Annotated in this window: 20 protein-coding genes and 1 pseudogene; 10 read left to right on the plus strand and 11 right to left on the minus strand. The window is 74.2% G+C overall.

Going from position 1 to position 22,960, the window contains the following annotated elements:
• Nucleotides 1-63: 63 nt before the first annotated feature.
• Nucleotides 64-444: pseudogene (locus Sspor_RS36135) on the minus strand (MBL fold metallo-hydrolase); the annotation flags it as partial.
• Between the two features lie 14 nt (nt 445-458).
• A complete protein-coding gene (locus tag Sspor_RS36140; RefSeq protein ID WP_202202868.1) occupies nt 459-1,823 on the minus strand; it encodes a dipeptidase in 1,365 nt (454 codons plus the stop codon).
• Between the two features lie 364 nt (nt 1,824-2,187).
• Between Sspor_RS36140 and Sspor_RS36145 the strand changes: the two genes are divergently transcribed.
• Together Sspor_RS36145 and Sspor_RS36150 are read left to right on the plus strand one after the other, a co-directional pair.
• Nucleotides 2,188-3,390 (plus strand): geranylgeranyl reductase family protein, encoded by a 1,203-nt coding sequence (locus tag Sspor_RS36145; protein WP_202204066.1) that lies wholly within the window; start codon nt 2,188-2,190, stop codon nt 3,388-3,390.
• A gap of 8 nt (nt 3,391-3,398) precedes the next feature.
• Nucleotides 3,399-3,866, plus strand: a complete 468-nt coding sequence (locus Sspor_RS36150; protein WP_202202869.1) for a hypothetical protein — start codon at nt 3,399-3,401, stop codon at nt 3,864-3,866.
• Between the two features lie 96 nt (nt 3,867-3,962).
• Here Sspor_RS36150 and Sspor_RS36155 read toward each other — a convergent pair whose 3' ends face one another.
• A complete protein-coding gene (locus Sspor_RS36155) occupies nt 3,963-4,421 on the minus strand; it encodes a nitroreductase/quinone reductase family protein (RefSeq protein ID WP_202202870.1) in 459 nt (152 codons plus the stop codon).
• Nucleotides 4,422-4,578: 157 nt separating this feature from the next.
• Here Sspor_RS36155 and Sspor_RS36160 point away from each other — a divergent pair, with 157 nt between their 5' ends.
• Complete coding sequence (locus Sspor_RS36160; RefSeq protein ID WP_202202871.1) at nt 4,579-5,277, plus strand: TetR/AcrR family transcriptional regulator; 699 nt, start codon at nt 4,579-4,581, stop codon at nt 5,275-5,277.
• A 169-nt stretch (nt 5,278-5,446) separates the two neighbouring features.
• The gene (locus Sspor_RS36165; RefSeq protein ID WP_202202872.1) at nt 5,447-6,391 is read left to right on the plus strand and encodes a spherulation-specific family 4 protein; all 945 of its coding nucleotides are present in this window, start codon (nt 5,447-5,449) and stop codon (nt 6,389-6,391) included.
• A gap of 24 nt (nt 6,392-6,415) precedes the next feature.
• Here the strand turns inward: Sspor_RS36165 and Sspor_RS36170 are convergent, their stop codons facing one another.
• From Sspor_RS36170 to Sspor_RS36180, 3 genes are all read right to left on the minus strand, one after another.
• Nucleotides 6,416-6,772, minus strand: coding sequence for an SGNH/GDSL hydrolase family protein (locus tag Sspor_RS36170; protein WP_237404181.1), 357 nt, complete (start codon nt 6,770-6,772; stop codon nt 6,416-6,418).
• The gene (locus tag Sspor_RS36175) at nt 6,769-8,301 is read right to left on the minus strand and encodes an FAD-dependent monooxygenase (protein WP_202202873.1); all 1,533 of its coding nucleotides are present in this window, start codon (nt 8,299-8,301) and stop codon (nt 6,769-6,771) included. Before Sspor_RS36175 ends, Sspor_RS36170 begins: the two co-directional genes overlap by 4 nt.
• Nucleotides 8,302-8,471: 170 nt before the next feature.
• On the minus strand, nt 8,472-9,089 hold the full coding sequence (locus tag Sspor_RS36180; protein ID WP_202202874.1) for a TetR/AcrR family transcriptional regulator: 618 nt from the start codon (nt 9,087-9,089) through the stop codon (nt 8,472-8,474).
• Nucleotides 9,090-9,209: 120 nt separating this feature from the next.
• Here Sspor_RS36180 and Sspor_RS36185 point away from each other — a divergent pair, with 120 nt between their 5' ends.
• Nucleotides 9,210-10,664, plus strand: coding sequence for an amidase (locus tag Sspor_RS36185; RefSeq protein ID WP_202202875.1), 1,455 nt, complete (start codon nt 9,210-9,212; stop codon nt 10,662-10,664).
• Nucleotides 10,665-10,685: 21 nt separating this feature from the next.
• Here the strand turns inward: Sspor_RS36185 and Sspor_RS36190 are convergent, their stop codons facing one another.
• Entirely contained in the window at nt 10,686-10,937 is a 252-nt protein-coding gene (locus Sspor_RS36190; RefSeq protein WP_202202876.1) for a DUF6332 family protein, read from the minus strand.
• A 47-nt stretch (nt 10,938-10,984) separates the two neighbouring features.
• Nucleotides 10,985-11,728, minus strand: coding sequence for a maleylpyruvate isomerase family mycothiol-dependent enzyme (locus Sspor_RS36195; protein ID WP_202202877.1), 744 nt, complete (start codon nt 11,726-11,728; stop codon nt 10,985-10,987).
• A gap of 39 nt (nt 11,729-11,767) precedes the next feature.
• Here Sspor_RS36195 and Sspor_RS36200 point away from each other — a divergent pair, with 39 nt between their 5' ends.
• Nucleotides 11,768-12,433, plus strand: coding sequence for an alpha-ketoglutarate-dependent dioxygenase AlkB family protein (locus Sspor_RS36200; protein ID WP_202202878.1), 666 nt, complete (start codon nt 11,768-11,770; stop codon nt 12,431-12,433).
• Nucleotides 12,434-12,476: 43 nt separating this feature from the next.
• A complete protein-coding gene (locus tag Sspor_RS36205; RefSeq protein ID WP_202202879.1) occupies nt 12,477-13,745 on the plus strand; it encodes an ROK family protein in 1,269 nt (422 codons plus the stop codon).
• Nucleotides 13,746-13,817: 72 nt separating this feature from the next.
• On the opposite strand, the gene Sspor_RS36210 is transcribed toward Sspor_RS36205, so the two are convergent.
• On the minus strand, nt 13,818-14,366 hold the full coding sequence (locus Sspor_RS36210) for an ATP-binding protein (RefSeq protein WP_202202880.1): 549 nt from the start codon (nt 14,364-14,366) through the stop codon (nt 13,818-13,820).
• A 199-nt stretch (nt 14,367-14,565) separates the two neighbouring features.
• On the opposite strand from Sspor_RS36210, the gene Sspor_RS36215 reads away from it, so the two are divergent.
• Nucleotides 14,566-15,720: a PLP-dependent cysteine synthase family protein gene (locus Sspor_RS36215; protein ID WP_202202881.1), complete on the plus strand. Its 1,155-nt coding sequence runs from the start codon at nt 14,566-14,568 to the stop codon at nt 15,718-15,720.
• A 111-nt stretch (nt 15,721-15,831) separates the two neighbouring features.
• On the opposite strand, the gene Sspor_RS36220 is transcribed toward Sspor_RS36215, so the two are convergent.
• Nucleotides 15,832-16,320, minus strand: coding sequence for an SRPBCC family protein (locus Sspor_RS36220; protein ID WP_202202882.1), 489 nt, complete (start codon nt 16,318-16,320; stop codon nt 15,832-15,834).
• Nucleotides 16,321-16,561: 241 nt separating this feature from the next.
• On the opposite strand from Sspor_RS36220, the gene fabV reads away from it, so the two are divergent.
• Nucleotides 16,562-17,776, plus strand: a complete 1,215-nt coding sequence (fabV, locus tag Sspor_RS36225; protein WP_202202883.1) for an enoyl-[acyl-carrier-protein] reductase FabV — start codon at nt 16,562-16,564, stop codon at nt 17,774-17,776.
• Nucleotides 17,777-18,079: 303 nt separating this feature from the next.
• Nucleotides 18,080-20,407, plus strand: a complete 2,328-nt coding sequence (locus Sspor_RS36230; RefSeq protein WP_237404437.1) for a hypothetical protein — start codon at nt 18,080-18,082, stop codon at nt 20,405-20,407.
• On the opposite strand, the gene Sspor_RS36235 is transcribed toward Sspor_RS36230, so the two are convergent.
• Entirely contained in the window at nt 20,340-22,832 is a 2,493-nt protein-coding gene (locus Sspor_RS36235; protein WP_202202884.1) for a right-handed parallel beta-helix repeat-containing protein, read from the minus strand. The two genes, Sspor_RS36230 and Sspor_RS36235, sit on opposite strands and share 68 nt — an antisense overlap.
• Nucleotides 22,833-22,960: the final 128 nt, after the last annotated feature.

Below are 22,960 nucleotides of genomic sequence, written 5' to 3' on the forward strand. Positions count from 1 at the left end.
CCGGATCCGGCTGACCCACCGGACCCGCCGGACGCAGGGCGGCGGCGGCCCTTCCCGGAGTGCTCAGCCGGTGGCGGCCGCCTCGCGGGCCGCCTTCGCCAGCGACCGCGCCGCGTCCACCGTCAGCGGATCGCCGTGGCCGCGGCAGGCGACCGAGGGGGCCGGCGCGGCCAGGCGCTCGAAGGCGGTGACCGCCCGGGCGCGGTCGACGTTGAAGACGCCCAGCATCAGCGGCCCGACGGCGGCCTCGTGGTCGACCCGGGTGGGCGGGGCCTCGGGCACGGTCAGGCCGTGCGCGTACAACGGGATCTCCCAGTCCGGCAGCACCGGTTCGGGCACCGGCCGCTCGCCCCGGATCACCGGCGCGTCCAGGCGGTGCGCCGGCGTGAGGACGATCCGGTCCAGCCGTTCGGGCAGCAGCCCGAGGCGGCGGATCGCCCGCTCGCTCCCGTACGGGGTCAGGCGCGCTTGGACTCCGCGTAGTTGACGAGGAACAGGGCCTCCGCCACCGACAGGCGCTCCAGCTCCTGCGGCGACACGCTCTCGTTGACCGCGTGGATCTGCGCCTCCGGCTCGCTCAGCCCGATCAGCAGCATCTCCGCCTCCGGGTACAGGGACGTCAGCGTGTTGCACAGCGGGATCGACCCGCCCATGCCGCTGATCTGCATCTCCTGGCCGGGGTACGCGGCCTCCAGGGCCGAGCGCATCGACGCGTACGCCGGGCTGTCGGTGTCCGCCTGGAACGGCTGGCCCTGGCCGACGACCTCCAGTTCGATGCGCGCCTTCCACGGGGTGCGCGCCTCCAGGTGGGCCTGCAGCAGCTTGACGGCCACGGCGGTGTCCACGCCCGGCGGCACGCGCAGGCTGATCAGCGCACCCGCGCTCGCGTGCACCGACGGCGTCGCGCCGACCACCGGCGGGCAGTCGATGCCCAGCACCGTGACGGCCGGGCGCGCCCACAGCCGGTCCGCGATCGAGCCCTCGCCGATGAGCTCGACACCGTCCAGGACCTTCGCGTCGGCGCGGAAGTCCGCCTCCGGGTACTGCAGGCCGTCCCACACCTCGTCCGAAGCGAGCCCGTCCACGGTCGTCGAACCGTCCGCCGCGCGCAGCGAGTCGAGTACGCGGATCAGCGCGGCCAGCGCGTCGGGGGCGGCGCCGCCGAACATGCCCGAGTGCAGGTTGCCGCCCAGCGTGTCGATCTTCACCTTGACCAGGCACATGCCGCGCAGGGTGGCCGTCACCGTCGGCAGGCCGAGGCGGAAGTTGCCCGCGTCGCCGATGACGATGGTGTCGGCGGCCAGCAGCGCCGGGTGCGCCTCGGCGTACTGCTGGAGGCCGCCGGTGCCCTGCTCCTCCGAGCCCTCGACGATCACCTTGACGCTCACGGGCACACCGCCGTTGGCCTTCAGCGCGCGCAGCGCCAGCAGGTGCATGATGAACCCGCCCTTGCAGTCGGCCGAGCCGCGCCCGTACCAGCGGCCGTCGCGTTCGGTCAGCTCGAAGGCGGGGGAGGTCCACGCCGCGTCGTCGAGCGGCGGCTGGACGTCGTAGTGCGCGTAGAGCAGCACGGTCGGCGCGCCCTCGGGGCCGGGCAGGAAGCCGTAGACCGACTGCGTGCCGTCGGGGGTGTCGAGCAGTGCCACGTCCTGGAAGCCCTCGACACGCAGGGCGTCGGCCACCCAGTTCGCGGCGGCCTCGCTCTCGCTCTTGGGGAACTGCGCCCAGTCCGCCACCGACTGGAAGGCCACCAGCTCGGTCAGCTCCTGCTTGGCGCGGGGCATCAGCGAGGCGACGGTCTCGGCGATCGGATTCTGGGACATGGGCACGCTCCTTTTGGGTGCGACGTTGTTCTCCGTGTACGCCGCCCGCATCCGCGGGGTGTGCGTATGCCGGGTACGGCGAAAGACAGTCTTGATCCTCGCACAGCGGAGCGGGGCGCTGTCTCGCCGTAGGATTTCCCCGGCATCGGAGCAACCGGGTGATCAGGAGCAGCAACACATCGTGAGCAGCGACGACGACGTACGCGACGCAGACGCAGACGCGGGCGCAGGCATGGATGCCGGCGCGGGCACGGACGCGGGCATGGACGCAGGCGTGGGCACGGGCGTGGGCACGGGCCCGGGCGAGGGACCGGGGCAGGACGCCCTGGGGGCGGCCGACGAGGCGGCCGGGGAGACCGGCGAGGTGTGGGACGTGGTCGTGGTCGGGGCGGGACCCGCCGGGTCCTCCGCCGCGTACGCGGCGGCGACGGCCGGGCGGCGCGTCCTGCTGCTGGAGAAGGCCGAACTGCCCCGCTACAAGACCTGCGGCGGCGGCATCATCGGCCCCTCGCGCGACGCCCTGCCCCCGGGCTTCGTACTGCCCCTCAAGGACCGCATCCACGCGGTCACCTTCTCGATGGACGGGAAGCTGACCCGCACCCGGCGCTCGAAGCACATGCTGTTCGGGCTCATCAACCGTCCCGAATTCGACGCCGGGCTGGTCGCCGAGGCCGAGAAGGCCGGCGCCACCGTCCGTACGGGTACGGCCGTGGCCCGCGTCGAACAGCACGGGGCGGCCGTACCCGACCGGCGCACCGTCGCCGTGGTGCTCGCCGACGGGGAGACCGTGCTGGCGCGCGCGGTGGTCGGCGCGGACGGCAGCGCGAGCCGGATCGGCGCGCACGTCGGGGTGGAGATGGACCAGGTGGACCTGGGCCTGGAGGCGGAGATCCCCGTCCCCGCGACGGTCGCCGAGGACTGGAAGGGGCGGGTGCTCATCGACTGGGGCCCGCTGCCCGGCAGTTACGGCTGGGTCTTCCCCAAGGGCGACACCCTGACCGTCGGGGTCATCTCGGCCAAGGGCGAGGGCGCCGCGACCAAGCGCTACCTGGACGACTTCATCGCCCGGCTCGGACTCGCCGGCTTCGAACCGGCCGTCTCCTCCGGACACCTGACCCGCTGCCGCAAGCCCGAATCGCCCCTCTCGCGAGGCCGGGTACTGGTGGCGGGCGACGCGGCCGGACTGCTGGAGCCGTGGACCCGGGAGGGCATCTCCTTCGCGCTGCGCTCCGGGCGGCTGGCGGGGGAGTGGGCGGTGAAGATCTCCGAGGCGCAGGACGCGGTGGACGCGCGCCGCCAGGCCCTCAACTACGCCTTCGCGGTGAAGGCCGGGCTGGGCGTGGAGATGGGGGTCGGCACGCGGATGCTGCACCTCTTCGAGGCCAAGCCGCGGCTGCTGCACGCGGCGATCACCGGCTTCGGTCCGGCGTGGCGGGCGTTCGCCCGGATCACGCGGGGCTCGACGACGCTGGCCGAGCTGGTGCGTACGTACCCGCTGGCACGCAAGGCGCTGCACATGATGGACGCCCGGCAGGCGGCGGCCCGCGGCAGCCAGGGCCAGGGCTAGGCGCCGTCGTGGGCGGGGTCGGCGAAGCCCGGGCCGACGGAACGGGCCCGGCCGCGGGTGCGGCAGGCGGTCCTGACGGTCCGGACTGGCGGGGAGGCTCGGACCTCCTCGGGGTGGACCGGCCGGATGTCGTCCTCGCGGCCTTCGAGCGCGGCGAGCCGAAGGCCGGGGTGGCGGTGATCGGGCTCGCCCTCCATCACGCCGACCCCGCGGCCGTGCTCCCCGTGGTCGCGAGGGCGTTGGAGTCGGCGGACCGCGAGGTCCGAAGGCAGGGGGTCATCGCCCTGGCACACGTCGCGCGGCTCCACCGCACGGTGGACCGCCGCTGTCTGGAGCTGCTGCGCGGCTGCCCCCGCGGCAACGAGGCCGACGACGACCTGTGGTCCTTCGTGCCGCACCGGGAGCTGCCGCTCTGGCTGTGGCGGCACCACCTGTGGGAGCGGCTGGTGGAGCGGCTGCGCCGGCCGTTCGGCTGAGCGGGACCGGTGGGGGAGCGGGACCGGTGGGGGCGGGGGCGGTCGCCGTCCGGGCGGCCGCCTGTCACCGGGGCGCCGGGGCCGCCGGCCACGGCGTCAGCCGGAGACCGTGATCCGGAAGACCGGGTGGTCGCCGGCGGCCGCCCGGAGTTCGGCTTCGGAGGACTTGGCGGTGACCCCCTGGAAGAACCGGTTGACCTCCCATCCCCACTTCTCCAGGTAGGCGCGCAGGATCCGGGCCTTCTGCACCGGGTCGGTGATCTCGGTGACGGTGAACGCGCGCACCCTGCGCCCCACGCGCAGCTCGCCGCCGCCCGCCACCCGCATGTTGCGGACCCACTGGGAGTGGCCGCGGGCCGAGACCAGGTACTGGGCACCCTCGTAGGTGTGCGGGTTGACCGGGATCCGCTGCATCTCGCCGGACTTGCGGCCGCGTACCGACAGCTCGGCGCTGCCCGCCAGGCTGATGCCGAAGCGGGCCAGCTTGCCGAAGAGCGCGTTGAAGCGGGCCTCGAACGGGGTCGCCTGGGCGTAGTACGGGGTGGGCGCGTTCATCGTGACCTCCGGGGCCGCTTTCCGCATTGAGAGAGCACTGCTCTCGCTTGAGAGCAGTGTGCACGGATTGATGCACCAATGCAAGAGCAGCGCTCTCGAAACAGAGCGGCAATCCGTTTCCTGGGCAGTGCTCCGCCTGCATGGCAGACTGGCCCGCATGAACACCGTGCGAGGGGCCAGGGAACGGGCCCGTATCGAGGTCACCGCCGCCATCAAGGACGAGGCGCGCCGTATGCTCGCGGCCGAGGGCGCCGCCAAACTCTCCCTGCGCGCCGTCGCCCGCGAGCTGGGCATGGTCTCCTCCGCCCTTTACCGGTACTTCCCCAGCCGGGACGAACTGCTCACCGCCCTCATCATCGACGCGTACGACAGCGTCGGCGCGGCCGCCGAGGCGGTCGACGGCCACGCCCGCGCCGCCGGGGCCCCGCCCCGCGCCCGCTGGATCGCGGTCTGCGAGGCCGTCCGGACCTGGGCGCTGGAGCACCCGCACGAGTACGCCCTCATCTACGGTTCCCCGGTTCCCGGCTACAGCGCCCCCATGGACACCGTGGGCCCGGCCTCCCGCGTCGCCAACGTCTTCATCGGCATCCTGCGCACCGCGTACGAGGGCCCCGGCCTCGCCCTCCCGCCGCTGCCGCCCGCCCTGCGCCCCGAGGCGGACCGGATGACCGCCGACTTCGCCGAGGGGCTGCCCCCGGCCGTCACCGCCGCGCTGGTCGCCGCCTGGGCCCAGCTGGTCGGGCTGGTGTCCTTCGAGCTGTTCGGCCAGTTCAACCGCGTCGTCGAGGACCGTGCCGCCTTCTTCGCGCACGCCGCCGACCAGCTGGCGCACGGGGTCGGACTGCCGTCCGTATGACGGGAGGGCGGGGGCGCGGACCGTGGTGCGGATCCAGGAGATTCACATGATGAGGGGATGGCTCGCTCTTCTGTTCCTCATACGAATACGGGCGGTTCAGCCTTGAACGATGGGCCGCCCGTCTAGTGTTCCTCGGGTCGCCCCCCTGCCGCCGCCGGAGGAAACGTTCATGCCCCGCGCCGTGAAGGCCTTGTACGCCGCCCTGGTCACCGCCTTATTGGCCGTGTCGGCGCCCGCCATCATCGCCGCGGCCCGTGACACGCCCCCGCAGGCCGCCCCGGCGCCCGACCCGCCCCCCACCCCCCGGACGCCGGGCGTGCGGGGCCTGGAGATCGGCGTCCCCGCCTACGTCTGGGCGAACGACCCCATGCTGACCGACCTCACCGCCGCCGCCCCGGCCCCCTCCGTGGTCGTACTCAACCCGGGCAACGGCGACTCCCCGTTCGACGGCCCCTGGCGGGCCCGCGCCGACGCGCTGCGCGCCCGCACCACCTCCACCGGCGAGAAGACCCGGGTGCTCGGATACGTCCACACCGACCACGGCAACCGTGACATCGCCGAGGCCAAGGCCTCCGTCGACAACTACCTCAGGACCCCCGACGGCCGCCTCCACGTCGACGGCATCTTCTTCGACGTCGTCAGCCGCGACTGCGGCCCCGCCGACGCCACCCGCGACTACTACGCCGAGCTGCGCCGCTACGTCCAGGACGCCATGGACGCCGTCGACCCGGCCGCCCCCGACCTCGTCGTCAACAACCCCGGCACCGCCATAGCCGACTGCTACCTGGAGCCGGGCCACCGCACCGCGGACGTCTTCGTCACGTTCGAGGACACGTACGCCGCGTACACCGGCGCCGGCTGGCTCGGCGGCAACGTGTTCGACTCCCTCTCCGGCTACCGCACCGGCACCGAACTCGACCCGAGCGGCACGGCTTTCTGGCACCTGGTCCACGACGTCCCCGACCCCGCGGCGATGCGCGCCACTCTGCGTACGGCCTTCGACCGCGGCGCGGGCTACGCGTACGCGACCAGTACGGTCATGCCCAACCCCTGGAACGCGGGGCCCACATGGAAGTACCGTGCGCAGACCATGTACGCGGCCACCCTCGGCTGAGGCCCGCGCCACCCCCGGCCGGCGTCACGGCGTGCGCGGGGCCCGCTCACTCGACCAGGCGCAGCCAGGCCGCCGCGAGCGCGGCGTGACCCGCTGGCGTCGGACGGACGCCGTCCGCGGCCCAGTACTCCGCCCCGTGTGCCAGCCCGTGTCGTTGACCCCGGCAGGGATCGACACCACGTCCGGGTGCGCGTCGAGCACGTCCGTCTGCCAGCGGGCTTCCAGGTCCCCCACCTTGTGGCCCCCGGTCCCGGTGTTCAGCCAGGTCACGGGCCGGTCCGGGTGCCGGAGTCCCCACTCGCCGGCGATGCGCAGCCGGCAGCCGGTGATCGAATCACCGGCGAACAGCACGGTGGTTCCGGGCCGGAGGACGATCGTCATGCGGACCCTCCCCGGCCTGAAAGGCCGAACCACCGGCCGACCGCCCGCTCGCACGCCCCGCGTTCGAAGTCGGGCCCGCCCGCCCAGGCGACGATGCCGTCCGGCCGTACCAGAACGGCGCCCAGTCCGAGGTCGTTCCTCGCCGCCCCGGCCGCGTACCGCAGCCGCCCCTCCAGGCCGGTCGCCGCACCACGCAGGCGGCGGTCCGTGCTGAAATCCAGCAACACGCCGCGTCCGTCCTGCGTCAGATCGCCCAGGCGAGTGCCGTCTTCGAGCCGGAAGTCCGGGGCGTCGCGGCCGACCAGCGGCTGCTCGCCGCCCAGGTCGTGGCGGACCCACGATCCCGACAGCCTCTCGAACGCATAGGTCGTTCCGCCCCGCGTCCCGAGCAGGTCGCCGATCACGCCTTGGAGCGCCCGGGCGTGCGGGCCGGGCCTCATGACCGCCACCTGGGCACGCGACCAGTCGAGCACCTGGGCGGCGATCGGACTGCGTTCGCCGGTGTAGCTGTCGAGCAGTCCGTCCGGCGCGTACCCGTGCACGGTCGCCGCGAGCTTCCACCCCAGGTTCACGGCGTCCCCGATGCCCGTGTTGAGTCCCTGTCCGCCCAGCGGCGAGTGGATGTGGGCGGCGTCGCCGGCGAGCAGAACGCGTCCACGCCGGTAGAGCGTCGTCTGCATCGCGCGATCGGTGAAGGTCGAGACGAGACGCACGTCGTCCAGCGTCACGTCGGTGCCGGACACGCGGCGCAGAACGGCCTGGAGATGCTCGCGCGTCGGCTGCCGCGAGCGGTCGAACGCGCCGCCGTCGAAGTCCATCATGCCGATGTGACCTTCGGCGGCCATCCGAATGTACATGCCCGTCGGCGTCAGGTGGATCCCGGGCTTCAGCGCGCCGGGAGAGGCGAGCGTGGCGAGCATGACGTAACCGGTGAACAGCGGCTCGGTGCCGGTGAATTCGAAGCCCGCGAGCCCGCGGACCGTGCTGCGTCCGCCGTCGCAGCCGACGAGCCAGCGCGCCGCGTGGGCGTGCTCGCCGGCGTACGCGACCACGTGCTCGTCCTCCTGCGCGATGCCGGAGACCGTGACACCGCGCCTGATCTCCACACCGAGCTCGGCAGCCCGCTCGGACAGCACCGTCTCCACCGCCGCGAGGTTCGTCATCATGCCGTCCGCCGCCGGGCCGGGCAGCCGGAACGGCAGGGCGGCGAGGTCGACCTCGGCCGGATCGAGCGCCAGGCCGGCGAAATGGCCCACGCTGCGAGGAGGTGACGGTTCGTCCGCCTCGGCTCCCGGGCCGGGATCCTCGGGGACCCCCGACGCCGTCAGCAGCGGGCGAAGCATCCCGCGGCGGTAGAACGCCCCGACCGAGGCGGCGGACAGGCCCCGCATCCCGAGCGGGTCCGCCCGCCACGGGGAGCCGGGCTCCGCCTCCCGCTCAAGGACCAGGACAGAGCAGCCCGCGAGGCCGAGCTCGCAGGCAAGGAACAGACCGACCGGGCCTGCGCCGACGATCACTACGTCATGCACGAGAGTTCCCCTTTCCGGCGCCACGGCCGGATGGGCACCGGCCGGACCCCTCGAAAGGTGCCGGACCCGACCGACATCGGGCCGACAGCCCCCGACACGGCATCGACTCCCGGCCGACAGCCCGCCGACACGCCACCGCCGACACGCCGCCGCATCCCGGGCGGTACGGCTCAGTCCTCCCGCTCCGCCGTCCCCCGGTCCAGGACCGCCGAGACGGCCGCCACGAGCCTGTCGCCCGCGCGGTCGACGCTGCCGTTCTGCGCGCTGATCTGGGCGCCCTCCAGGAGGAAGGTGATCTCCGCCGAGACGTCATCGGGTAGGTGCGCACCCGCCCGCTCGCACATGGCCGTGAGGCGACGCCGCTGATCGGCCTTGTGGTTCTCGATCAGCCGGCGGGCCGGATGGCCGGGGTCCGGCAGGCCGGCGAAGGAGTTGACGAAGGGGCAGCCCCGGCGGGCGATGTCCGGCAGTCCGTCGGCGATGAACTGTGCCACACCGAGCACCTGGGCCCGGCCGTCGTCCGCGTGCTCGGCCTCCACCTGGTCGAAGGCCGTCGCGTACCCCACCGCGACGATCCGCAGCCACTCCTCGATCAGCGCGTCCTTGGTGGCGAAATGACGGTAGAGGGCCATCTTCGTGGTCTTCGCCTGCTCGGCGATGGCCTGGACCCCGACGGCCCTGACGCCCTCACGGAGGAAGAGCTCCTCGGCCGCGTCGAGGATGCGCTCGCGCGGGGGGAGGCGGGCGACTCTCGAATCCCGGCCCGGCCTCGGGGGGCTGCTCGTCATGGTGCGTCTCGCTTCGGTCGCGTCGGCCGGCATCTCTCCGCCCATGTTACGTTACCGATCATCCTCAAGCGATACCGATCGGTATCGCACGGGACCGATCGGAATCGCAGGGGGAACGCCGTGGAACTGCACGAATACACCCAGTACGACGCCGTGGGACTGGCCGACCTCGTGGCCCGGGGAGAAGTGACCGCGGCCGAACTCGCCGGTGCGGCCCAGGACGCGATGGCGGCCGTGAATCCGCGGATCAACGCCGTCGTGGAGAGCTGGCCGGCCGAGGACGCCCCGGCCCCGGGCAGCACCCCCCTCGCGGGCGTGCCCTTCCTCATCAAGGACCTGGCCGTGTCCATGCGGGGCAAGCACGTCGAGCTGGGCAGCCGGCTCGCCGCCGGCAACCTGGCACGCGAGGACTCGTTCCTGATGCGGCGGTTCCGCAGGGCCGGGCTGGTGACGCTGGGCCGCACGGCGACACCCGAATTCGCCTACAGCACCACCACGGAACCGGTCCTGTACGGCGCCACCCGCAACCCCTGGGACCTCACCCGGACACCGGGCGGCTCCAGCGGCGGGTCGGCCGCGGCCGTCGCCGCCGGCATAACCCCCCTCGCGCACGCCACCGATGCGGCCGGATCGATCCGGGTGCCGGCCGCCGGCACCGGACTGTTCGGGCTCAAGCCCACCCGGGGCCGGGTGTCGCTGGGCCCGGACGCCGACGAGGTCTTCAACGGCCTCGCGGTGCACGGCGGGCTCAGCCGGACCGTCCGGGACAGCGCCGCCCTGCTCGACCTGATCCAGGGCCCGGAAACCGGCGACCCCTACTTCGCGGAGCGTCCCCGCCGCCCGTACACCGAAGAGATCACCGAGGAACCGGGCCTCCTGAGCGTCGGCCTGGTCACCACCCCCTGGAACGGACGCGCCGTGGAACCGGCCGTGCTCAAGTCCACCCTGGCGGCCGCCCGGCTGCTGGAATCACTCGGCCACCGGGTCGACGTCACCGCCGTCGACCTCGGCGTGAGCTGGGAGGAGTTCGTCCTCGCCAACGCCCGGCTGTGGTCCGCGAACCTCGTGACGTGGATCGACGGCTTCGCCGAGGCGTTCGGCCGCCCCGTCGACGAGAGCACCGTCGAGCCCGCGATGCTCGTGAGCTACGCGTGGGGACGCAAGGTGAGCGGCGCGGAGTTCGTGCAGGCCCTCGACGTACGCAACCGGGTCGCCCGCTCGATCGGCGCCCACTTCGAGGCCCAGGACGTGGTGCTGACGCCCACCCTCCCCGAGGTGCCGGTACCGCTGGGCACCTACGGCCGGGGCGCCGAGAACGCCGACGGACGCGGCTGGCTGGAGCACCTGTTCCACCGCTCGCCGTTCACCGCCGCCTTCAACGTCGCCGGCACGCCCGCGATGTCGGTGCCGCTCGGGTTCGACCACGCCACCGGCATGCCGATCGGCGTCCAGTTCGCCGCCGGCCACGGACGCGAGGACGTGCTGTTCCGGCTCGCCGCGCAACTGGAGAAGGCCGCGCCCTGGTCGGAGCGCAGGCCCGCCGTGTGGGCGGGCGCAGCCGCCCGCTCCGCCTGATCCAAGCGGCCGCACCCGCGGTCAGTCCCCGTCGTTCTCCGGCCGGCGGGCGAATCCGAGCAGCACGTGGGTGACCCGGAGCAGGAACACCGCAGCCGCCAGGATCCCGCCCGCCACGGCCAGGATCCGGCGCGTCGAAGGGGAGAGGGAGAACGCGAGCGCGGGACCGAACACCGCACCGAAGGCGAGGGCGGCCGCGAAGCAGGCACTGACGACGGCGTAGCCGATCTCGATGGTGATCGCGTCCCGGTCCGCCTGACTACGTCGCTCCATGCGTGGAGTGTCACAGTGCGCACGGCCCGTCACAAGCGCCCGACGGGTCAGATTCCGGCCGTATCCGTCCACAGCCGGGCCAGCGCCAGGTCGCCCGTCACCCCCGGACCCGCCAGCGGGAGCCGGTTCCACAGGGCCGCGTACAGCCAGGCCGCCTCGCCGGTCAGTTCGCAGTCGGCCGCCTCGCCCGTGTCACCCCCTACCGTACGGGCGGGCGCCGCCGACAGGTGTACGGTCCACACCGCGCCCGTGTCGGCCGCCCGCACCCGCACCACCTTGGGCACGGCGCTCCGCACCCGGCTGCGCGGCCGCGCGTGGAAGCCGGTCAGCAGCTCGTCCACCCCGTCCTCGGCGAACTCCGGCTCCACCGCCGAGAACACCGCACCGAGCGCCGACTCCGCGTCCATCCGGTGCACCGCGGTCTCGTGCGCCTGCCGCCGCGCCCAGAACGCCACCGGCGAGGGCGGGGCCGTCGGCAGGAAGGTCCAGCACTGCACATCGGCCGGGGCCTCGTCCAGGGTCCGGACCAGGTCCGTGTGGCCCTCCCGGAACCAGGCCAGCAGCTCGCCGCCCACCAGCTCGGGCGCGTCCGGGAAGCCCACCGGCTCCAGCCGGCGCTCCGCGACGTACGCGGTGGCCCAGCGGTGCACCGAGCCGGTGTGCCGCAGCAGGTCGGTGACGCGCCACCCCGGACAGGTGGGGACCGCGGCGTCCGTACCGGCGCGTTCGGCCGCCTCGGCGAGCAGCTCGCCCTCGCGTGCGAGCGCCTTCACATGTTCGGTGATCTCCATACCGTGAGTCTTATCAGCCCGCCCGCGACAATGGAGAGCATGGACGGGGAACTCTTCCCGCGCGAGCGGACGGTGATCGCCCCCGGCGCCGTGCACGTACCGGACTGGCTCGGGGCTCAGCGCCAGGGCGAGTTGCTGGCGGCATGCCGCGCGTGGGCGCGGCCGCCCGCCGGCCTGCGCACCGTACGCACCCCGGGCGGTGGGGTGATGACCGCCCGCCAGGTGTGCCTCGGCCTGCACTGGTATCCGTACGGGTACGCACGCACCGCCGTCGACGGCGACGGGGAACCGGTCAAGCCGATGCCGCCGTGGCTCGCCGCACTGGGGCGGGAGGCGGTCACCGCCGCGTACGGGGACGCGCCGGGGGCCGGGGCCGGCTCCGGGGCGGCGTACGACATCGCGCTGATCAACTTCTACGCGGGCGACTCCCGCATGGGCATGCACCGCGACGCCGAGGAGCGGTCCACCGCGCCGGTGGTCTCGCTCAGCCTCGGCGACACCTGCGTCTTCCGGTTCGGGAACACCGCCTCGCGCGGACGCCCGTACCAGGACGTCGAGCTGCGCAGCGGTGATCTCTTCGTCTTCGGGGAGGCGAGCCGGCTGGCCTACCACGGGGTGCCGAAGGTCCTGCCGGGTACGGGCCCGCGGGAGCTCGGACTGACCGGCCGGCTGAACATCACACTCCGGGTCGGCGGCCTGGGCTGATCGGAGGCACCCGGCACCCTCCGATCATGCGAGGATCGATGCCATGAACGGGAACGGGGCCCCGCCGCGGGTGGGGGATGCGACCACGCCATCCGCGTCCGGTACGGCCGCGCGGACCAGGCTGGAGCGGGGGCGCGGCGCGCTCGGGCCGGCGCTGGAGCTCGTCCACACCGGCCGTGCCCCGACCCGCGCCGTGCTGACGGCCGAACTCGGGGTCACCCGCGCCACCGCCGGAGCGGTCGCCGCCGAACTGGAGGCGCTCGGGCTGATCCGGGTCGATTCCCGCCCGGGCGGAGCCGGAGGAACCGGCGGCGCCCAGGGCCGGCCCTCGCACCGGCTCTCCGTGGCCGAGGACGGCCCCGTGGCGCTGGCCGCCCAGGTGCACTCGGACGGTTTCCGTGCCGCCCTGGTCGGCCTCGGCGGCCGCATCGTGGCCACCGCCCCCGGCAAGGTCACCGTCTCCGCCGATCCGGCGCAGGTGCTCGGCGCGGTCGTGGAGGCGGGCGCGGAGCTGCTCGCGGAGAGCGGCCGCCGCTGCGTCGGCGCGGGTCTCGCGGTCCCCTCGGCGGTCGCGGAGCCGGACGGCACGGCGCTGAACCCGCTGCACCTGGCCTGGCCGGCCGGCTCTCCCGTACGGGCCATCTTCGCGGAGTGCGTGAAGGCGGCCGGGATCGACGGCCCGGCCCTGACGGGCAACGACGTCAACCTCGCGGCCCTGGCCGAGCACCGGCACGGCGCGGGGCGCAGCGCCCAGCACCTGCTGTGCGTGGCCACCGGGCACCGCGGGGTCGGCGGGGCGCTGGTCCTGGACGGCCGCCTGCACAGCGGGAGTTCGGGCCTGGCCCTGGAGGTCGGCCACCTCACCGTGAACCCCGAAGGACGGGCCTGCCACTGCGGCAGCCGCGGCTGTCTGGATGTGGAGGCGGACCCGCTGGCCTTCCTCACCGCGGCGGGCCGCAGCGCCGGCCCCGAGGTGTCGCTGCTCCAGCAGGCCCGCGACCTGCTGCGGGACGAGCCCGCGGAACCGGCGGTCCGGGCGGCCACGGAGGAGCTGATCGACCGGCTCGGGCTCGGCCTCGCGGGCCTCGTGAACATCCTCAACCCGGACCGGATCATCCTGGGCGGGCTGCACCGGGAGCTGCTGTACGCCGACCCGGACCGGCTGCGCGCGGTGGTCGCGGACCGCAGTCTCTGGGGGCGCAGCGGCGGGGTGCCGATCCTGCCGTGCACCCTCGACCACAACAGCCTGGTCGGGGCGGCGGAGCTGGCGTGGCAGCCGGTGCTCGACGACCCGCTGGGAGCCCTGGCCTAAGCCGTCTCTCCGAAACAGACGGCCGGGGCCTGGCGGGGCGTGTCCGGGCCGGGGCGTCCGGGCCGGGGTCCGTCACCCGGGCCGGGCGCCGACCGGCGACGCCGCCGGCAGGCCCGTCGCGACGGCCGCCGGATCGACGGCCAGGAGCACCGCACGCGCGGGTTCCCGTACGGGCGTGGCCCTGATCGGGACCGGCCGTACCGGTTCCGCCGGGGCCGGGGCCGCCGTGAGCGAGAACCACACCGCCTTGCCGGGGCCGTCCGGCCGCTCGCGCGCCCCCCAGGCCTCGCTGAGCGCCTCCACCAGGGCGAGCCCGCGTCCGCACGTCTCCAGCGCCTCCGCCCGCGTCTCGTGGACGGCCGGCAGCCGCGGATCGCTGTCGATGACCGAGACCGTGAGCCGTCCGAGCCGGAGTTCGATCTCCACGGTGCAGGTCTTGTCCGGCTGCGCGTGGCGATGGACGTTGCTGAGCAGTTCCGTCACCCCGAGCGCAGCCCGGTCTATGAGCGGGTCGAGCTCCCAGTGGCGCAGTTGTGCAGAAACGATTCTGCGGATTTGGCCGATCCGCGACGGCAAGGCCTGCAGTTCGACGACGCAGTGCCTGCGGGAATGACTGATCACGGCTGCGACTCCCCGACATGAGTGTTACGGGTGCTGCACCCTCGGTAATGCTCCACCAGGGTCACCCACGGTGCCGCACAGTGCAACCGAACGCGATCGAAAGGGATCCGCATGGAAACCCAAAGTGAACGTTTGTGCAGGTGGGAGGCGTACATTGCAAAGAAGGGGGGCGAGGTTCACCCACGAAGGAGCGCGGCACATGAGCACCACCGGCACCACCAGAACATCCGGTAACACCGGCACGACTGCCACGACCGTCGACGTCGACCGCAGCGACGCGGACTACCGGGCCTGGCTGAAGGAGGCCGTCCGCAAGGTCCAGGCCGATGCCAACCGCTCCGCCGACACCCACCTGCTGCGCTTCCCGCTCCCCGAGGCGTGGGGCATCGACCTCTACCTCAAGGACGAGTCCACGCACCCGACGGGCTCCCTCAAGCACCGCCTCGCACGCTCGCTCTTCCTGTACGCACTCTGCAACGGCTGGGTCCGCCCCGGCCGCCCGGTGATCGAGGCCTCGTCCGGCTCCACCGCCGTGTCCGAGGCGTACTTCGCCAAGCTGATCGGCGTCCCCTTCATCGCCGTCATGCCCCGCACGACCAGCCCGGAGAAGTGCCGCCTCATCGAATTCCACGGCGGCGCATGCCACTTCGTGGACGACCCGATGAAGATGTACGAGGAGTCCGCCGAGCTCGCCGCCCGCACGGGCGGGCACTACATGGACCAGTTCACGTACGCGGAGCGGGCCACCGACTGGCGCGGCAACAACAACATCGCCGAATCGATGTACCAGCAGCTGCGCCTGGAGCGGTACCCCGAGCCCGCCTGGATCGTGGCGACCGCCGGCACCGGCGGCACCTCGGCGACGATCGCGCGCTACGTGCACTACATGCAGCACGACACCCGCATCTGCGTCCCGGACCCGGAGAACTCCTGTTTCTTCGACGGCTGGACCCACAACGACCCGGACGCGAGCAGCGATTGCGGCTCCCGCATCGAGGGCATCGGCCGGCCGCGGATGGAGCCGAGCTTCGTGCCCGGGGCCATAGACCGGATGATGAAGGTCCCGGACGCGGCGAGCGTCGCCGCCTGCCGGGCGCTGGAGACGGCCATAGGGCGCAAGGCGGGCGGCTCGACCGGCACCGGCCTGTGGAGCGCCCTGAAGATCATCTCGGAGATGGTGGCGGAGGGCCGCACGGGCAGTGTCGTGACCCTGCTGTGCGACCCGGGCGACCGGTACCTGGACAAGTACTACTCCGACGAGTGGCTGGCGGCGCAGCGGCTCGACATCGCCCCCTACGCGAAGACCATCGACACCCTGCTGACGACCGGGGTCTGGCGGGAACCGACCGCCTGACACCCCGTCGGGCGGCGGCCACCGGGCGCGCCGCCGCCGTAGACGGCGGCGCGGACCGCGTGCGGCGTGCTGCCGGTCATGACCGGGTGAGCGGCACGGCGGGGTCCCCGGCTACTGATCCGCCGCGCGCCGGGCGGTGAGCCGCCGGTCCAGCGCACGGACCGCCGTACGGAAGGAGCGGCCCAGGCCGGGACGGGCGGCGGCCAGGCCGAGGCGGAAGGGGGCCGGGCCGTCCGCGGCGAAGGTCCAGCGGACGTGCGTGCCGGAACCCGCCGGGGTCAGCCGCCACTCCTCCAACAGCGCCCGCACTCCGGGTGCGTTGGTGGTGTCGACCCGGTACGCGTAACGCCGCTCGGGTTCGGCCGCCATGATGGTCTCCTGGAAGCGCACCCCGCCCGTCAGCCTGATCTCGCGGCCCGCGCCCCCGTGCGTGGGGCGGGCCAGGGTCACGGCCCCGAACCAGTCGGCCCAGCCCTCCACTTCCTCCGCGAGTGCCTGGTACACGGCCTCGGGCGGCGCCACGGTGTCGCCGGCGAAGACCAGCCGTACCGGTGCGTCGTCGATGAAGTCGAGCCCCACCGGTCGGAGTCGGCGAGCCATGGGCGGTACCCCCTGGGGTGAGGTTCTGGGCGGGCGTGCGCGCCACCATAGCCCCGCCCCGCCGAGAAGTCCGTAGTGCTCGCGGCAGGCCGGTGGGAAGTGGCGGAACACTCCAAGACCGGCTCATGATCATTGTGCCTGGCGGGGACACTGACCGTGTTCGTGCTGTCACAGACTGGGAGGACGCGGCGGCCCGGTCGGGCGCCGTGCTTCCGTGCCTGCCGACCCAAGGACTGCCTCCGTGACCGAGCGCGTGCTCAGCCCCCGCAACCGCGGCTTCCTCTTCCTCGACTCCCACCCCGCCGGGTGCGCGCGGTCGGTGGCCGACATGTGGCGGGCGTGCCCCGCGCCCGCCCGCGCACCGGAGGGCGACGGGCCGGTCGCGCTGGTCATCGGTTCCTCCGCCGGGTACGGTCTCGCGGCCACGCTCGCCGGACTCAAGCGCGCCGGCATCCGCGGTATCGGTGTGTCCTTCGAGAAGGGCCCCACCGCGCGCCGCACCGCGACCGCCGGCTGGTACCGCACCGCCGCCACCGCCGACATCGCCCGCGCCGCCGGCCGGGACCTGGTCCTCCTCAACGGCGACGCGTTCTCCGACACGATGAAGGACCAGGTCGCCGACCTCGTCGAGCGGCGTTTCGGCGGCCGGCTCGACCACCTGATCTACTCGGTGGCCGCGCCCCGGCGCACCGACCCCGACACCGGCACCACGTACGCCTCGGTCCTCAGGCCGATCGGCCGCGCCGACCGCACCAAGACCCTGGTCTTCGACGACGAGGGCGTTCCCGAGGTCCGTGAGGTCGAGACCGCACCGGCCGAGGGCGACGACGTGGAGCAGACCGTGGCCGTGATGGGCGGCGCGGACTGGGAACGCTGGATCGACCACCTCGCCGGGCGGGGACTGCTCGCCGACGGGTTCACCACCGCCGCACTGTCCTACATCGGTTCGCCGCTGACGGAGGCGATCTACCGGCAGGGCACCATCGGTGCGGCCAAGGCCCACCTGGAGGCCACCGCCCGCACCCTGGACGAGCGGCTCGGCAAGCTGCTGGGCGGGCGGGCCGTGACCTCCGTCAACGGCGCGGCCGTCACCCAGTCCTCCACCGCGATCCCCGGCATCGCCCTGTACACCGGCCTGCTGCGCGGCGTCCTCGGAGACGGCCTCGTCCCGCCGATCGACCAGCTCGCCGCCCTGTGGGACCAGCTCACCGGTGCCGCCCCGCTCGCCCTGGACGACGAGGGCCGCATCCGCCTGGACACCTTCGAACTGTCCGACGGCGTCCAGGCGGCCGTCGCCGAACGCTGGGAGAGCGCCGACACGGCGACCATTGCCGAACTGGCCGACCTCGACTGGTTCCGCGCCGAGGTCCGCCGCCTCTACGGATTCTCCGTGCCCGGCATCGACTACGCGGCCCCGGTCGCCACCGACGTCCCCTGGCCCGACCACACCCCCTGACACTTGTCCGGCCGTGCCGCCCGCTCGTCCCGAGCGGGCGGCACGCAGCCCGGGGCGTCCGGGCAACTCGCGGGTGGCCGCGTCCTGGTGACACGTTCTCACCGGCCCGTCGTCCTGGGCAGCGGCTCCGTCGCGCGGGATGCTGGAACCGTGCCGATCCTGCCCCCGCGAGCGGAGGCCGCTGTGCCCGAACGTCCCCGGTCCGACACCTCCCCGTCCGACGCCTCCCGGTCCGACACCCCCCGGTCCGACGCCTCCCCGTCCGACACCCCCCGGTCCGACACCCCCCTCGCCCTCGAACTCCTGGTCCACGGAGTCGCCGGCGCAGCCCCCGGCGAGTTGCTCGGTGACCCGCGCACCGTCCGGGTCACCGGCGACTCCACCGCCGCCGTCTTCCGCCGCACCGAGGACGCCGACGCCGAGGCCCACCCCGAGCGGTACGCCGGGCGACCCGTCCCCGAGGCCTACTGCTGGTCCCGGCTCACCTCCGGGAACGGTGCCCGCGCCCTGTGGCTGCTGCTCCTGCCCTTCATGGTCGCCAACCTCGCCCACTGGGCCCGGCCGGCCACACCCGCCGCCGACCCCTCGCCGCGCGCCGTGCGCACGTACGGGGTCCTCGTCCGGGTCCTCGCCCTCAGCCTGACCGTGCTGCTCATCGCCGCCGCCTGCGAGGTCGCCCTCGACCTCCTCGCCTGGCAGTGCGCGGGGTCCGGGACCTGCGCCGGCTCCCACTCGTGGCTCGGCTTCCTCGCGCCCGGAGGCGGCTGGTGGGCCCAGCCAGGGCGGCGCCTGGCCCTCGGGGCCCTGGTTCCCGCCGGGTTGACCGGGCTGCTCTGGTACCTGTCGAACCGCACCTGGAGCGCCTACGAGTCCCAGCCCCCGCCCGCCGGCGCCGCTGACCCGGACACCGCCTCGGACCCCGTGCCCGCGCTCGGGCGCCCCGGCTTCTGGTACGGCCGCCGGCTCGTGGCCCGGTTGCGCGCCGCCCACACCGCCGCAGGGCTGCTCACCGTGGCGGTGGCCGTCTCCGTACCGACCGCCCGCCACGACCGCCGGGCCGGGGCGCCCGTCCTCGAAGCCCTCGGCACGCTCACCCAGGTCCTGCTCGCCGCCGGGGCCGTCGCCGTGGCCTCGGTCGTCTGCCGGCGCGGCCGCACCGAGGCCCGGCCCGACCACCGGCTCGACCGGGCCGCCGTCACCCTGCTGCCCGCCACCGCCCTCGTCCTGCTCACCGCCGTCCTCGTGCACGCCTGCTGGTCGCGCCCCGACTGGACCGCCACCGGACGGCTCCCCGGGGACCTGACCTTCGGCGTGCTGATGCTGGGTCAGGGGCTCTGCGTGCTCGCCCTGGCCGCCGTCGCCCGGTACCTGCACCGCAGGGCCCCCGACCCGGCGGCCGCCCTGCGCGGCCTGGGCGGGCCCGCCGTCGCCATGCTCGGCTGCGCGCTCGGCGGGGTGATGTCCGGCGGGGTCGCCCAGCGCGTCGCCGACTGGCTGGACGGGGGAGCCACGCCCGGAATGCGCGGCGCCGCACTGCCCGGGCCGCCCGTGCTGCTGTCCTGGCAGGCCGCCGTGCTGCCCCCGCTGCTCCTCGTACTGGCCCTGCTCGCCCTCCGGTTCGCGGTGCGCGGAGCCCGGGCGCGGGGCCGGCTCGCCGCCGCCGTGGCCGCCGAGTACCCGGGGGAGATCCCCGACCTGGACCGCAGCCGCCGGATCGCCGGGGCGCGGACCGCGGCCGCGCTCACCGACTCCGCGCCCTGGTTCGTGGCGGCCGTCTCCGGGATCACCCTGCTCCTGGGGGCGGGCGCGCTGGCCGGAGCCTGGTTCAGCGGAAAGGTGCCGGGCGAGGCGGCCCGCGGGACCGTGCCGCTGCTCGAAGCCGCCGCCCGCGCCGCCCAGGACACCGGGTCCTGGCTGATCGGCCTGGGCATCGCCGCCTTCATCGCCTGGGGCCGCCGTGCCTACCGGGACCCCGCCGCCCGCCGGACCATAGGGATCCTGTGGGACGTCGGCACCTTCTGGCCGCGCGCCGCGCACCCCTTCGCGCCGCCCTGCTACGCCGAGCGGGCCGTCCCCGACCTGACCTGGCGGATGGCCGCCTGGACCGGCCGCACCGGCGGCCGCCTGGTCATCTCCGGCCACTCCCAGGGCAGCGTGCTCGCCGCGGCGGCCGTCTGGCAACTGCCGCCCCCCGCCCGTCGCCGGGTCGCCCTGCTCACCTACGGATCCCCGCTCGGCCGCCTCTACGGCCGCTGGTTCCCGGCCTACTTCGGCCCCGGGCCGCTCACCGCCCTGCACCGCGAGGTCGATTGCTGGCGCAACCTGTGGCGGGCCACCGACCCCATCGGCGGCCCGGCGCTGCCCGGCGCGGAGCCCGGTGTGGACCGCGGCCCGCTCGCCGACCCGATCGCCTACGGACGCAGCGCCCGCCATCCGCTGCCCGCCCCGATCCTGGGCCACGGCGACTACCAGGCCGCCCCGGCCTTCGCCGCCGAACGCGACGCCCTGCTCGCGCGGTTGGACGCCGCAGCACGGGCCGAGGTACCGGGTCAGCGGCTCCCGGTCAGCAAGGAGCGGGCAGGGCCGGCAGCGACGGCAGCGTCGGCAGATCCGCCGGGAACAGCAGGGTGAGATCGTCCTTGCTGGGCTCGGCGAGCTGGGCCACCCGGCCCGCGTGCCGCTCCACCATCGACTCGAAGGTCTGGCGGGCCGTGCGGCCGTTGCCGAAGGCCGGGCCCTTGGGAAGCTCGGCGAAGTACGTCAGCAGTGCCTTGGACGTGCCCTCCCCGAGCTGGTACTCGTGCTCCTCCGCCTGCTGCTCCACGATCCGCAGCAGCTCCTCGGGCCCGTAGTCGCCGAAGGTGATGGTCCGGGAGAACCGCGAGGCCACTCCCGGATTCACCGTCAGGAAGCGCTCCATCTCCGCCGTGTACCCGGCGACGATCACGACCACCGCGTCGCGGTGGTCCTCCATCAGCTTCACCAGCGTGTCGATCGCCTCGCGCCCGAAGTCCCGGCCCGAGTCCTCCGGTGCCAGCGCGTACGCCTCGTCGATGAACAGGACCCCGCCGCGCGCCCGGTCGAAGGCCTCCTGGGTACGGATCGCCGTGGAGCCGATGTGCTCGCCGACCAGGTCCACCCGGGACACCTCGACCAGGTGCCCGCGCTCCAGCACCCCGAGCGAGGCCAGGATCTCCCCGTACAGCCGGGCGACCGTGGTCTTGCCGGTGCCGGGGGAGCCGGTGAAGACCAGGTGCCGGCGCACCGAGGCGGCCTTCAGGCCCGCCTGCTGCCGGCGCCGGCCCACTTCGATCATGTCGGTGAGCGCCCGCACCTCGCGTTTGACGCTGTCCAGGCCCACCAGCGCGTCGAGCCGGCCCAGCATCTCGCCGGAGCTCCGCGCGAGGGCTTCCGCACCGCCCTCCACCACGTCCGCGGGCCGCGGTACGGAAGGCGCGGCCACCTGCTCCGGCCGCGCCACGGAGCCCTGCGCCGCCACGGGGCCCTGCGCCCCGGTGGCCGTGCGGATCCCCGCCCGCGCCCCGGCGGGCGCGCCGCCCGGGGCGGACCGGTCCGCGAGCCGCGTGCCGGACTCGTCGCCCGTGCACTCCCCGACGGTCGGCCCGTCCTCCGCGAACTCGTAGCCCCCGCGGGCGCAGCGCTCGGTGTGGCAGCGCGTCAGCGTGGTGCGGCAGCCGTCCATGACGTGGAAGCCGAAGCCGGAGCTGCCCGTCACCCGGCAGGCCGTGAAGGTGCCCCGGCCGCCCGCCGACACGTAGAAACCGGCCTCGGCGGGGGAGGTGACCGTGCACCGCTCCAGGGCGGGGTCGGCGCCCTTGGTGACGATCACACCGGTCTGCACGGCGTCGATGGTGCAGCCGGCGAGCGTGCCGCCGCTGCCGTGGTCGCGGAACCAGGCTCCGGTCGCCGCCTCGCGGATCCGGCAGTCGTCGAGCTGAGCGGTGGCCCCGTCGCTCACGGAGACGGCGGTGTTGCGCACCTGGGACAGATCGCTGTCGACCACGTCGACGCGGGAGCCGCGGTCCAGCACGAACAGCGCGTCCGGCACGTCGTGCACCCGGCATGAGTCGAGGGAGACCGTGGCCCCGTCGCTGATCCACACCGCCGGATAGTCACCCGTGCTGTCGTGGATCTCGCAGGACTCGGCGTCCACCCGGGTACCCGGATCCCACACGGACAGGCCGTTGCGGCCGAACCGGCGCACGGTGGTGCGGCTGAGGGTGAGCACCGAACGGGACCGCAGATCGACCGCGTTCTCCGGAATGTCGTGGATGTCGCAGCCGGCCAGGGTGAGCACCGCGTCGGTGTCGAGCGTGACCCCGTCGGCCGAGGTGCGGTGCACCGAGCAGTCGGTGAGCCGCGCCGTGGCGCGCGCGGCGATCTGCACCCCGGCGCCCTTGACCTCGTACACCTCGCAGCCCAGCGCCTCCAGCCCCGAGCCGTCGCCGGTGACCCCGATCCCCGCGCCCGTGGCGTGGTGGATCCGGCAGCGCTCCAGGCGGGGCCGGCCGCCGCCGCGCACCGAGACGCCGTTCTGCCCGGCGGCCACGACCTCGCACTCCTCGAACACCCCGCCGCCGCCGTCCAGTACGGAGATGCCGACACCGGCCGGATTCTCCACCGTGCACCGCCGCACCAGGGGCCGGGCCCCGGAGCCGCGTACCTCGATGCCGGCGGCGGAACGGGTGCTCACCCGCAGATCGGTGAGCTCGGGGCAGCCGTCCTCCACCAGCAGCGCGGGCGCCGCCCGGTCCTGACCCTCCAGGTACAGGTCCTGGATCACGGCCGAGGCGCGCACGGTCAGCGCGACCCCGTCGAGCGGGGCGATCCGCACCGACCCGGCCCCGCCCTCGGGCCCGCGCAGGGTGACGGCATGCTCCAGCACCAGGTTCTCGCGGTAGGTACCGGGGGCGATGGACAACACGTCCCCGTCGCCCGCGACGGCGAGCGCGGCGGTCAGCGTCGGATACTCACCGGAGCGGCGCCGCCACCGCGAAGTCCCGCCGTGCGTCACCTGGACCGTGCCCTGAACCATGGTGCTGTCGTGCCCCCACCCTCGTACTCGCGCTGCCGATACGACCGAAGCCACTGACGTCTGAAGTCACCGCGGCCACCGAAGTCACTGGAGCGACCGATCCGGCCGCTCCACCGTAGCGCGCGCGG

Origin of the sequence: Streptomyces spororaveus, from assembly GCF_016755875.1 — a bacterium.
GTDB classification, from domain to species: Bacteria; Actinomycetota; Actinomycetes; order Streptomycetales; family Streptomycetaceae; genus Streptomyces; species Streptomyces spororaveus.